Here is an 11,947-nt window from a genome sequence, read left to right as displayed (position 1 = left end):
CTTAAGGTCACAATTCTGGCTCATCAATGTACTGACAAATTCTCTCAAATAAACTTCGAGTAATTTAAACCAATCAATCAATGATAATATTTCGATCGATCAATCAGTAAAAATCCACACAAGTTGTTCTTCATATTCTCTTAATGATTAATTTATCACTTCGTCAGTGATAAATAAGACGCAATAAACATTTAACAACTTAACCCTCTAAGCTAAGTTCGTTTGCTGTATCGCGTCGGGATGAGCTCATTATAGGGCAATTTCTTACACACGCAAGTGCTTTTAACTGATTGTTTTATTGAGTGTTGTATTTTTATGCACTGTTTTGGTTCATTTTTAGGCTTTTTGTCGCGTAAGCTTTTAATATTAAAGCAGAAATATGAACAAAATATTTCTGCTTTATTTTTTAACTATTTTTTCACATTTGTTTTTATTGTTTGAATACTGATGATTTTTACAGCTTGTTTAGGTACATCTTGGTGCATACCCACTGTTTGTGTTGGTGTCTGTACGATTTTATCGACGATATCCAGTCCTTGTGTCACCTTACCAAATACGGCGTACCCAGGGTTTCCAGCAGACTTATTTAAAAAGTCGTTATTTGCAACATTAATAAAGAATTGACTGGTTGCAGAGTTTGGCGCATTAGTCCGTGCCATAGCCAAAGTCCCACGAACGTTCTTTAAGCCATTGCTAGATTCATTCTGGATCGCTGGTTGAGTAGCCTTCTCTTTCATGTTGCTATCAAAACCACCGCCTTGAATCATAAAACCAGGGATAACACGATGGAAAATGGTGCCGTTGTAAAATTGACTATTTACATAGCTCTTAAAATTTTTTACTGATATCGGTGCTTGATCATCATAAAGCTCTATATTGATGTTGCCTAAATTGGTTTTAATTTGCATATCTGTATTGGCGAACGCTTGATTCACCAAAACCACTAAAGCAAGACCGATGCCTATTTTTTTGATCATTCTCTTTTCCTTAAACATTTTAAATTAATAAGCCTCTCATAGTAGTCTGCTTTTATTCTGTTGAAAAATGACATTTAAACACGTTTACCAATACTCAACAGTATTCACGACTATATCTATATAGCTGTCATAAGCCTTACTGGTTGTTGAATATGTTGATGATGCTTTATCAACAAAAGAACTGTATGGATAAATCCGTGTGCTTAGCCTTTATAGAACAATTATTCTTATTTGATTATTTTTTAATCAATCACTTTTGTTCCACGTGAAACAAAAGTGATTTGTACAAGATGATATTGTGTTATTGCTTATCCCAGAATTTACGGAACTCTTTACTCATCTCTATAACGTATTTTTTAGCTTTACGTGAAACAGGGGTTAAGTTAATAAATCCGTGGGTTTGATCTTCATAATCCTGATAATGAACCTTTACCCCATTTTGACGTAACTTATAAGCATAAATTTTACCTTCATCGTGCAAAAGATCATGTCCAGCCGTTACTACAAATGCAGGGGCAAGTTTCTTTAGCTGGCCATTGGTCGGTGAAATGATTGGATCATCCAATGCCATATTAAAACGTGTCGCATAATAGTCGGTCACATAATCAATATCTGAGCCTGTCAACACCAAGCCATCTTTATAAGCAAAGAAAGATGGATGTCGACTCTTAAAATCAACGGCAGGATAAATCAAGAACTGGGCTTGAGGCGCAAACACTGTATTGACTGTGCGTTGTGCAACAACAGCGCTAATATTTCCGCCCGCACTATCTCCTGCAACCGCAATCCGGTTTTTGAGAATTTTAAATTGACGGCGATTTTGATACACCCAAGCCAAAGCATCTTCACAAGACTGAATTAGGTCACGTGGGCCAACTTCAGGTGCGAGTGGATATTCAATACTTAAAACCTGAACTTTTGAATGAGCAGCAATTAAGCGACACACTTCATCATGGGTGTCTACACTACCCACCACAAAACCACCGCCATGATAAAATACAATCATTGGCAATTTTTTATTTGGTGCAGGATGGTAATGGCGTGCATAGACGCTGCCACTTTGTAACGGAAGACGAATATCTTCAACAAATTGGATATGGGTCGGTTTGTTTATAATAGATTGCATTTGTGATTCAAATTGCTTTCTAGAGCGCTCTACATCTGCGCCAATAAAACCCACTTTGCCCTGTTTAAGTTGAGCTGCCATCAAACATTTGGTGAAACTATCCAATTGAGGAAACTGGTACGGGTAACCCAATAACTTGGTTAATGACTCTTGAGCGAATGTAGGCAAACGATCTAAAGCCCTACCTGCCGAACCCTGCCCTTTTTCGACTAAATCATGAATACTACGTTGAAAAGCAACCATTACGCTTCTTCCTTAAATGTTCAAATTCTTCATATTGTCTACATGATCAGGTATCGACTGACTATAATCTTATACAAGTCTCATCATCGATATACAAATATAATTTTTAAATACGCTAATCTGAGTTAAATGACTTGTCATTGACTATTTTGCTATATCTGAATTTTTTTTTGCTATTTTGCTTGTTAAATGGAGACAACTTATGGCTATAAAAGCATTAATTGTTTCATTCATAACATCTATTATTGCTGTTGGTTGTGTTGCATTTCCTGAAGATGGTTATGACTCTCGCGGCTATGGGCAACCCGTATATCGAGATTATGGCTATGGACAACGCTATGATCCAAGATATGACCGAAACAATGATCGCCAACGTTGGGAACGCGAGCGAGCTTATCGTTTACAACAAATGCGCATTGAACAAGAACGGCGCCAAAAGAACAGGGATAAACAACGTTGGCAATATGAACAAGCCAAACGTGATCAAATGAAAAAGCAGCAATGGGAACAACATAGAAAAGATTGGAACAATAAATCAAATCGTGACCACCGCTGGGACAACCGACCTCATCAAAAACAGTGGCAACAGCGTGACCGTCAAAATCAACAACAGCAACGTGATAAAAGACGTGATGAGCGTAAAAACAGAGATCAAAACCAAGATTAATGTTCAAGAATCTGGGGCTAACCCAGATTCTTTTGTCTTTTTAGCAAACAATTTATTCATTTATAAAAGCAAAAGTAATGATTTTCCTCAGTAATTAATAGCTTCTGACATTTCTTCTTTGCTGAGGAAATTTTGTCATTTGGGTCATTGCGAACTGACTCATTTCAAGCAATGATTTCAATAACATCAATTCATCATTGAACTCGAACAATTGATTTGGAAAATCGATTGTTCAGAATAGATCATGTTGGGTTTAGCAATAAACGATTTTCTAAACTAGATACATTTTTGATGTCACAAAGTTCTATTGGTCGAAGCTCTTCGATTTAATTGAACATGAATAATATTGATCATGGAAAGGAAAAAAATAATGAAATGGTCTAACGCTCTCATTGCTGCTGCGGGTCTTTTGCTTGCAACATCTGCCACTCAAGCAAAACAAGTCATGTGTGTATTTGATTTAGTGGGTAAAAATGGTGATGTGTTTACCTTAATGAAAGATTATCAACTTGCAGCGAAAAACTGGGGTGCGGATCTGGAATTAAAAGTGAATTCAAATGAATCTGTTATTGCAGAAGATTTTAAAGCGGGTAAATGTGATGCTGTCAGTATCACAGGTATGCGTGGCCGCCAATTTAATAGTTTCACTGGCTCTTTAGATGCAATTGGTGCGATTCCAGATCTCAATCTCGCGGTAAAAGTCATGCAAGGCTTAGCAAATCCAAACTTTGCAAAATACATGACCAGCGGAAAATATGAAGTTGTTGGTGTTATTCCAGTAGGTGATGCTTTCCTGATGGTCAATGACCGCAATATCAACACCGTTGCAAAAGCAGCGGGTAAAAAAATTGCAGTACTCGACTATGACCAAGCACAAAAAATTATGGTTCAACAAATTGGTGCTCAAGCAGTTGCCGCGGATGTTACAAATTTTGGCAGTAAATTCAATAATGGTCAGGTTGATATTATTGGTGCACCTGCAGCGGTATTTAAACCTTTAGAGCTGCATAAGGGTTTAGGGACTAAAGGCGCTATTGTGAATTACCCACTGCTACAAGTCACAGGTAATATCATCATTCGTCCAGATAAATTCCCTGCTGGCTATGGTCAAAAATCTCGTGATTGGATTAAAACACAATTGCCTCGTGCAAACACCATTATTGGAAAAATGAAAGCAGATATTCCAGCAAAATACTGGATGCAAGTTCCAGATGGTGATAAGCCTGGTTATCAAAAACTCATGCGTGAATCGCGAATCAGCTTGACCAAACAAGGTGTTTATAACAAACAAATGATGAAAATCCTTTGGCAATTCCGTTGTAAAAATGATCCGAAAAACTTTGAATGTGCGCTACAAGATGAGAACTACAAATAATTCTAGATTAAATCCGATAAATTTAGTCTGAATTTACTTTAAAGTTCACTCACTGACCATATATTGAGTATGTTATACTGAATATATGGTCTTTTCATTTAAGCCATTTGAAATCTGAGGAACAATATCATGACCGCCCAAGCACTTGAGCTGACTGACAATGCTGCAAATAAAGTTCGCCAACTTCGTGATAGCGAAGGTAATCAAGATCTGATGTTACGTGTCTATGTAACGGGTGGCGGCTGTTCAGGATTTTCTTATGGTTTTAACTTTGCCGAAAGTATGAATGAAGATGATGCTGAATTTATAAATGGTGATGTAAAAATGTTGGTTGACTCGTTGAGTTATCAATATCTCGTCGGTTCTAAAGTTGACTATATTGAAGGCTTAGAAGGCTCACGTTTTATTGTAGAAAACCCGAATGCAACAACAACTTGCGGTTGCGGTTCATCATTCTCCATTTAATTCAAAGCATATTTTGAATCAAATCATGCCCTCTTCTTATGAGGGCATTTTTATGGTTGAGACATCAAGCTTAAATCGTTTCTAAAATATGTTGGCTCAATTGTTTTGCATTCTGCACTGGAATCCAATGCGTCGCATCCATCACAATTTCTTTATAAGCTGCTTTTACATAATGATGATTTAAGGCAACGCTTTTAGAACCGATCGCCGAGTCATGTTTGCCCCAAATAAATAAAGTCGGCACACAAACTGGTTGGGTTAAATTTTTATTTGAACTAAATGGAAGTCCCCGATACCAATTTAATGCAGAACTTAGACGCTTTTCCACCACGATGTCTTGTTGGAAATCTTCGAGTTGTTTTGCGGTCATTCCTGAATCTTTTAATAAGCCCAGACCCAACTTTGGTAATTTCTCAAATAATAATTCTGGAATTTTGGGTAATTGGAATAAACCAATATAGTAAGATTTTAACAATTGATTACTGCTGAACATCGAACGCATAAATGCTGCTTTATGCGGTACAGAAATCGTAATCAAATGTTTTATTTTTTCAGGATAACGTTGTGCAACATCCCAAGCCACTACTGCCCCCCAATCATGTCCAACTAAATAAACCTGTTGTTGGATCATATCGATTAAAGCATTTACATCTTCAACCAAAGCAGAACTTCTATAATCACGGCGGTTTTGCGGTTGTGCACCTAAACTATAACCACGTTGATTGACAGCAAAAGTACGATAACCGTTTTGATTCAAGATCTCTGCAGTTTCTTGCCAGCTTTTATTGGTTTCAGGAAAACCATGTAACAAGACAAAAGGCTGCCCATCTAAAGGACCCGAATCTATCACATCAAAGCTGAAGCCTTCTCTTTGAAATGATTCTATGCGCTGTTTCTGTATCGCTAAGTTCATTGTGATCTCAGTTTTAATTTTTATTGATAGTGGAAGCTTATGCGCTATTTTTTAACAGCAGTAAAGGACAATCTCAGCGCTAAACAGGTCGATCATTGTTCTACAAAATATCTCACACTGCTATACCTCACTTGTTCTTGTGTAAATATTGATTACTAAGGTGTATCACTCACCTTAGCAATCATTTTATTTTTAAACTGCTGTAATCGTGCCTAAGATACGATAGCCTTTTGCCCCCGTAACAGCAGGTAGGTTGCCACTTAACTGTTGGTCAAAACGCATGGCGAGCCATGCAAATGCAGTTGCCTCTACCCATGTCGGTGCTAAGCCCAATGCAGAAGTCGATTGTACAGACCAATTGTGCTTACGTAGACGCCAACGGAGTTGTTCAAGTAGATGTGAGTTATAAGCACCTCCACCGCAAACATAGACCTCACCCGTATCTAGAGGCGAACGATAAATGGCTTTCTTGATGGCACGTGTCGTGAGTTTCATCAACGTTGCCTGAATATTTTCAGGGGTATCTTCTAATTCATCATATTCTAAATCATTACGCCAATCTAAAATCTGCTCATCTAACCATTCCAAGTTAAAGTCTTCACGCCCTGTACTTTTTGGAGGTTCTTTAGAGAAGTATTCATTTGCTTGAAGGCGATCTAACAATGAACGTATCGGTTGACCATAAGCTGCCCAATTGCCATTTTCGTCATAAGGTTGCCCAGTATAACGATGACACCACGCATCCATAAGAATATTGGCAGGGCCTGTATCAAAACCATAAACATTCTGCTCATCACCAGCAGGCAGCATGCTGACATTGGCAATCCCCCCTAAATTGAGAATCACTCGATGAATGGTTGAATGTTGGAATAAAGCTTGATGAAACGCTGGAACTAGAGGAGCACCCTGCCCACCTGCCGCCATATCACGACGACGAAAATCTGAAATCACAGGAATTTGAGTAATTTCCGTAATAATATTTGGATCACCAATTTGTAAAGTAAACCCATGTTCTGGGCGATGCCGAATAGTTTGTCCATGACAACCAATCGCTTTAATTTGGCTTTTATCTAAATTATTTTCTTGTATAAGTTGGTTAATACCATTGCCAATCATGGTTGCAAGAGCGACATCCGCCTTACCCATTCGATCGATTTCATTATCATCAGGTAAGGTCAATGCCATCAATTCATCACGTAAATGAGGATCAAAAGCGACTGTAAGCGTGGCATGGATATGTAAAGGATCAAATGAAGCAGCAACAAAATCGACGCCATCCATGCTGGTTCCAGTCATTACGCCAATATAGATTGTTGTCATGAGATATTCTTCGCCTGCATTATGCTGAAAAAATGTTAGTATATCGCACAAATAGTCTAACTGAAGTATTTGGGTTTTTGTAATGTCAAATTTCCTGCCGGCTGAAGAACAACTTGCCCTCATTCGCCGAGGCACTCACGAAATTATTTCTGAAGAAGATCTTCTGAAGAAACTAAAAGAAAATCGTCCTTTAAAAATTAAAGCAGGATTTGATCCAACTGCCCCAGATTTACATTTGGGTCATACTGTTTTAATTAACAAATTAAAAGCGTTTCAAGATCTTGGTCATGATGTCACATTCTTGATTGGTGATTATACCGCCATGATTGGTGACCCAACAGGTAAGAGTGCGACTCGTCCACCGCTATCGCGTGAACAAGTTTTAGAAAATGCCAAAACATATCAAGAACAAGTGTTTAAAATTCTTGATCCAAATAAAACCAAAGTTCGTTTTAACTCTGAGTGGTTTGCAACAAAAACCGCTGCTGATTTGATTCAATTGGCTTCGCAGCAAACTGTTGCGCGTATGCTAGAACGTGATGACTTTACTAAACGCTATAATAGCCATCAACCGATTGCTATTCATGAGTTTTTATATCCTTTGGTTCAAGGTTACGACTCTATCGCGCTTGAAGCCGATGTTGAGCTTGGTGGTACAGACCAGACCTTTAACTTACTCATGGGGCGTACTCTTCAAGGTCGTTATGATCAAGAAGCTCAAGTATGTATTACCGTACCGATCCTAGAAGGATTGGATGGCGTTAATAAAATGTCGAAGTCTTTAGGCAACTATATTGGTGTATTTGATGTCCCTGGCGCAATGTACCAAAAAGTATTGTCTATGCCTGACAGCTTGATTGAACGCTATTTTGAATTACTCAGCTTTAAGTCTATGGACGAAATTGACGTTCTTCTCAAAGAAATGGCTGAAGGTCGTAATCCGCAAGACATTAAGAAAATTCTTGCACTTGAGTTGGTTGAACGCTTCCATGGCGCAGAAGCTGCTGAACATGCACATAAAGGTGCGGGTAACTTAATCATAGAAGGTGAGCTACCTGAAGGTACGCCTGAAGTGACTATTTCTCGTGGTGAATACAATGGAGAAATCTCGATTGTGTCTATTTTACGTGCCGCAGGCTTAACCAAGAATTCAGCACAATCTAAAGATGCTGTTTCACGTGGAGCCGTAAAAGTAGATTGGGAAGTTGTGGATGCAAACTTCACTGTGAAAGAAAATGTTACTTTGGTTATTCAGGCAAGTAAAAAAGCCATTGCAAAAGTGACCTTTACCGATTAATCCCGTCTAAGCCAATAAAACCAGAAAAGCCATCAACATTGATGGCTTTTTTTATTGAATAAATTTATTCACCTGCAAGTGAACATTCAAAGTTAGTGCGATCTACCGTACAGCGTGCTTTTTTCAGTACCGACATCATCACAGGATCGTACACCCCTCTTTTTGTTAACTCAATCCGCCCTTCTCGCAATAATTTCTGATAACGGAGTGCATCATCCTTAGATACATTTAATTTATATTTTGCTGGAATTTCAGCTTCCATTTTTTCTATTTTCTTAAATGAACTTGGTAACTGCTTCACAGCCCACTCACGTGACTTAATACCAAAACCTTCTGGAAACTGCTCAGGTTTAATAATTAAATCGGCAGTCACATTCACTACGGGATAAGTAAACATTGCACCATTGCTACCTAAACCTTTATAAATTTCCAATGGTTTATAGGCATAGGCTGGTGAAGCAATCGCATCCACCTCACCATCATTAAATTTTTTCACAAAATTAAAAATATCAGAAGGAACCCCGATTGCACCTACACGTTCAACAGCAACCTTTTGTGCAAGATCATAATGCAGATAGGCAAACTTTTTACCTTTGCCCTTTTCTAAAGTATTCATTGCGCGATCTTTAACAAAGATATAAGCAATACCAATCGGGGTAATCATTGCCAATTCATATTTGACCCCATTTTTTTCAGAAACCAATCTTTTTGCATTGCGTTTATCCAAGGCATAGTTGATCGCTCTTCTGGCAATTTCATTGTTGGGAATTCCTCCCAAAGCATCAATAGATCCACCAAATTTATTGTATTCACGTGAGCGCATCGTGGTCATTGCAGCGGCATCACATTTATTGGTTTTAAAATTTTTATCCACGGCTTCTTCTGACTGATACACGGTTAAATTAATATCAGCGCCCCATGCTTTGGCAGCTAAAGCCCATTCTTCCATGAGTTTATAAGATTCATCCGCTTTACCCAGTAAATCAAACACACACACATTTTGTTTTGCCTGTAGCAGAGGTGAAAAAAAAACTGAAAAAACAATCGGTAAATATCCTATTTTATTCATCATCTAACGTCCATATTTTTATAAATAGATTTATCCTTGTAGATGTAAAAGCAATCCGAGTCTTTTACTTTAACTACACATTTTTAGGTGATACTGTGATTAATTCTACATAAATTGGATATTTTGTGTTAGTTTTTTAACCAACTTTTAGATGAGATAAAAATTTAGGACAAAATTCTGATAAAAATAAGCGGAAGAGCTGATTTTATTGAGTGGTTTTAAAATTAAAATATTCTAATGATTGCTGCTGGTTTTGGAGATATACGCATTTTTTATTGAAGCACTCACAATAAAGCATTGTTTGTTTTTTTGAATTGATCCTATTTACCCAATTTATTGTGCTTTTCACTCAAGAAAAGACATTTTGTCACTTCTTTTATCAAATACATTTTTTGAACTCTACCATTTATCCTTTACTATACCGCATCCGATATTCAATAGTCAGTTTCCTATGATTCAGTTAGACCAACTTTCAATTCGCCGTGGTGGACGCATTTTATTCCAAAAAGCGTCTATGCAACTTCATCCTGGTTGGAAAATTGGTTTAACAGGTGTAAATGGTGCGGGTAAATCCACATTGTTCTCAGCACTTTTGGGTGGAATGGAGTCAGACAGCGGTAGCTTAACCCGTCCAAATATATGGACAGTTGCCCATATGGCTCAGGAAATCAAAGCTTTAGATATGAAAGCTATTGATTTTGTGTTATCTGGTGATGAAGAATATTGGCTCATCCAAGACAAACTAAATCATTCTGAAGATTTGAGTAATGATGAGTTAGCGCATTTATATAGCCGTTTTGAAGAAATTCATGGCTATACAGCTGCATCTAAAGCATCTCAACTGATGGCTGGTTTAGGTTTTTTTGAGCATCAATCAGAACTCTTGGTTTCAAGTTTCTCTGGTGGGTGGCGGATGCGTTTAAATCTTGCTCGCACCCTGATGAGTCGCTCAGACTTACTATTACTCGATGAACCGACCAACCATTTAGACTTAGATGCAATTTTATGGTTAGAAGATTGGCTCAAGGCATATGAAGGCACGCTCATTTTAATTTCACATGACCGCGATTTCTTAGATGCAATCACAGATCATATTTTACATATCGAAAATCAAGTACTGACTTTATATACCGGCAACTACTCTACTTTTGAAACCACACGTGCTGAGCGATTAGCACAACAACAACAAGCTTTTGAAAAGCAACAAGAAGCTAAAGCACACTTACAAAAATTTATTGACCGTTTTAAAGCCAAAGCGACTAAAGCACGACAAGCGCAAAGCCGTATTAAACAACTTGAACGTATGCAAGAACTTGCCCCTGCACATGTCGATAATCCATTTACCTTTAGTTTCCGTGAACCAAGCAAAATGAGTTCACCTCTGCTCACACTCGAACATGCAGATATTGGCTATGGCGATAAATTAATTGTCACCAATGTAAATTTACAGATTACACCAAGCAGTCGTATCGGTTTACTGGGAATGAATGGTGCAGGTAAATCGACCCTAATTAAATCTTTAGTCGGTGATTTACCGCTGATTCAAGGTTTACGTAAAGATTCTGAGTTACTCAATATTGGTTATTTTGCCCAGCACCAAATGGATGCTTTAGATGGCAATGCTAGCCCGATGTTACAACTTTCTCGCATTGCTGACCCAAAGATCAGTGAAGCAGCATTACGCTCCTTTTTAGGAAGTTTTGGCTTTAGTGGTGAACGTATGGACACCCCAAGCGAAAGCTTCTCTGGCGGTGAACGTGCGCGTTTGGCTTTGGCTTTAATCGTCTGGCTGCGTCCAAATGTTTTAATTCTCGACGAACCGACTAACCATTTAGATTTAGATATGCGCCATGCACTTACGATGGCTTTACAGGATTTTGAAGGTGCTGTGGTTTTAGTTTCCCATGAACGTCAGCTGATCGCTTCAGTCTGTGATGAACTTATTTTGGTTCATGCAGGTCAAAGCAAAGAATTTGACGGGGATTTACAAGATTATGCAACGTGGTTACGTCAAGCACGTATCGATATGATCAAGAATGGACAACAGCCTAGTGCACCTGTTCAATCTCAGGTGATTGAAAAGCCAACTATTTCAAAACTCGATAAAGAAGCACAACGTAAAGAAGCTGCTCGTCAACGTGAACTGAGCCGTCCTATTCGTAAAAATATCGAGAAAATTGAAAGTCAAATTGGAAAAATTCAACCTAGACTCGTAGATATTGAAGCATTACTTGCAGACACAGCCCTTTATGAAGCAAACCGTAAAGATGATTTACTCAAACTCATGAATGAACAGACAGAGTTAAAAGTAAAATTAGAACAAGCTGAAGAAAAAATGCTTGAACTGATGATGGAACTAGAAACATTAGAAAGCTCTTTCGATTAAAAAGTGCTTTTAATTAAAAAGTGCTTTTAAAGACAGTAAGCCCCTCAAATTAGCTAGAAATAGGCAAATGCCTTTTCTAGCTTTTTAATAAAATATAATTAAAAATCAA

The 11,947-nt window shown here is 37.9% G+C and carries 10 protein-coding genes; 5 read left to right on the top strand and 5 right to left on the bottom strand.

Annotation, left to right across the window (positions count from 1 at the left end):
• Window positions 1-410: 410 nt before the first annotated feature.
• Window positions 411-977, bottom strand: coding sequence for a peptidylprolyl isomerase (locus tag ACG916_RS16835; RefSeq protein ID WP_004718908.1), 567 nt, complete (start codon window positions 975-977; stop codon window positions 411-413).
• A 301-nt stretch (window positions 978-1,278) separates the two neighbouring features.
• Window positions 1,279-2,346 (bottom strand): alpha/beta hydrolase, encoded by a 1,068-nt coding sequence (locus ACG916_RS16830; protein WP_419330613.1) that lies wholly within the window; start codon window positions 2,344-2,346, stop codon window positions 1,279-1,281.
• Window positions 2,347-2,548: 202 nt separating this feature from the next.
• Here ACG916_RS16830 and ACG916_RS16825 point away from each other — a divergent pair, with 202 nt between their 5' ends.
• The 3 genes from ACG916_RS16825 to erpA all read left to right on the top strand — a co-directional run bounded on the left by ACG916_RS16825 (window position 2,549) and on the right by erpA (window position 4,853).
• A complete protein-coding gene (locus ACG916_RS16825) occupies window positions 2,549-3,013 on the top strand; it encodes a hypothetical protein (RefSeq protein WP_419330615.1) in 465 nt (154 codons plus the stop codon).
• Window positions 3,014-3,383: 370 nt separating this feature from the next.
• Window positions 3,384-4,388 carry a putative solute-binding protein gene (locus ACG916_RS16820; protein WP_004818193.1) on the top strand — a complete coding sequence of 335 codons (1,005 nt, stop codon included), beginning with the start codon at window positions 3,384-3,386 and terminating at the stop codon, window positions 4,386-4,388.
• Window positions 4,389-4,517: 129 nt separating this feature from the next.
• Window positions 4,518-4,853: an iron-sulfur cluster insertion protein ErpA gene (gene erpA, locus ACG916_RS16815; RefSeq protein WP_004718915.1), complete on the top strand. Its 336-nt coding sequence runs from the start codon at window positions 4,518-4,520 to the stop codon at window positions 4,851-4,853.
• Between the two features lie 70 nt (window positions 4,854-4,923).
• On the opposite strand, the gene ACG916_RS16810 is transcribed toward erpA, so the two are convergent.
• Together ACG916_RS16810 and ACG916_RS16805 are read right to left on the bottom strand one after the other, a co-directional pair.
• Window positions 4,924-5,766, bottom strand: coding sequence for an alpha/beta fold hydrolase (locus ACG916_RS16810; protein ID WP_004818192.1), 843 nt, complete (start codon window positions 5,764-5,766; stop codon window positions 4,924-4,926).
• Between the two features lie 192 nt (window positions 5,767-5,958).
• Window positions 5,959-7,086, bottom strand: coding sequence for an anhydro-N-acetylmuramic acid kinase (locus tag ACG916_RS16805; RefSeq protein ID WP_035370790.1), 1,128 nt, complete (start codon window positions 7,084-7,086; stop codon window positions 5,959-5,961).
• An 82-nt stretch (window positions 7,087-7,168) separates the two neighbouring features.
• Here ACG916_RS16805 and tyrS point away from each other — a divergent pair, with 82 nt between their 5' ends.
• Window positions 7,169-8,383, top strand: coding sequence for a tyrosine--tRNA ligase (tyrS, locus tag ACG916_RS16800; RefSeq protein WP_419330617.1), 1,215 nt, complete (start codon window positions 7,169-7,171; stop codon window positions 8,381-8,383).
• A 64-nt stretch (window positions 8,384-8,447) separates the two neighbouring features.
• Here tyrS and ACG916_RS16795 read toward each other — a convergent pair whose 3' ends face one another.
• The gene (locus ACG916_RS16795; protein WP_419330652.1) at window positions 8,448-9,452 is read right to left on the bottom strand and encodes a putative solute-binding protein; all 1,005 of its coding nucleotides are present in this window, start codon (window positions 9,450-9,452) and stop codon (window positions 8,448-8,450) included.
• Window positions 9,453-9,903: 451 nt separating this feature from the next.
• On the opposite strand from ACG916_RS16795, the gene ACG916_RS16790 reads away from it, so the two are divergent.
• Complete coding sequence (locus ACG916_RS16790; protein WP_419330619.1) at window positions 9,904-11,838, top strand: ATP-binding cassette domain-containing protein; 1,935 nt, start codon at window positions 9,904-9,906, stop codon at window positions 11,836-11,838.
• The last annotated feature ends 109 nt before the right edge of the window (window positions 11,839-11,947 follow it).

The sequence above is a fragment of the Acinetobacter legionensis genome (assembly GCF_048552295.1).
Taxonomy (GTDB): domain Bacteria; phylum Pseudomonadota; class Gammaproteobacteria; order Pseudomonadales; family Moraxellaceae; genus Acinetobacter.
The sequence above is the reverse complement of the archived record's forward strand: the minus strand, read 5'-3'. Positions and strand labels throughout refer to the sequence as shown.

What these genes read in the sequence shown, in the direction of transcription:
- ACG916_RS16795 (WP_419330652.1), bottom strand. Translation starts at nt 9,452, where the DNA reads ATGAATAAAATAGGATATTTACCGATTGTTTTTTCAGTTTTTTTTTCA.
- ACG916_RS16835 (WP_004718908.1), bottom strand. Translation starts at nt 977, where the DNA reads ATGATCAAAAAAATAGGCATCGGTCTTGCTTTAGTGGTTTTGGTGAAT.
- erpA (WP_004718915.1), top strand. Translation starts at nt 4,518, where the DNA reads ATGACCGCCCAAGCACTTGAGCTGACTGACAATGCTGCAAATAAAGTT.
- ACG916_RS16810 (WP_004818192.1), bottom strand. Translation starts at nt 5,766, where the DNA reads ATGAACTTAGCGATACAGAAACAGCGCATAGAATCATTTCAAAGAGAA.
- tyrS (WP_419330617.1), top strand. Translation starts at nt 7,169, where the DNA reads ATGTCAAATTTCCTGCCGGCTGAAGAACAACTTGCCCTCATTCGCCGA.
- ACG916_RS16820 (WP_004818193.1), top strand. Translation starts at nt 3,384, where the DNA reads ATGAAATGGTCTAACGCTCTCATTGCTGCTGCGGGTCTTTTGCTTGCA.
- ACG916_RS16790 (WP_419330619.1), top strand. Translation starts at nt 9,904, where the DNA reads ATGATTCAGTTAGACCAACTTTCAATTCGCCGTGGTGGACGCATTTTA.
- ACG916_RS16805 (WP_035370790.1), bottom strand. Translation starts at nt 7,086, where the DNA reads ATGACAACAATCTATATTGGCGTAATGACTGGAACCAGCATGGATGGC.
- ACG916_RS16830 (WP_419330613.1), bottom strand. Translation starts at nt 2,346, where the DNA reads ATGGTTGCTTTTCAACGTAGTATTCATGATTTAGTCGAAAAAGGGCAG.
- ACG916_RS16825 (WP_419330615.1), top strand. Translation starts at nt 2,549, where the DNA reads ATGGCTATAAAAGCATTAATTGTTTCATTCATAACATCTATTATTGCT.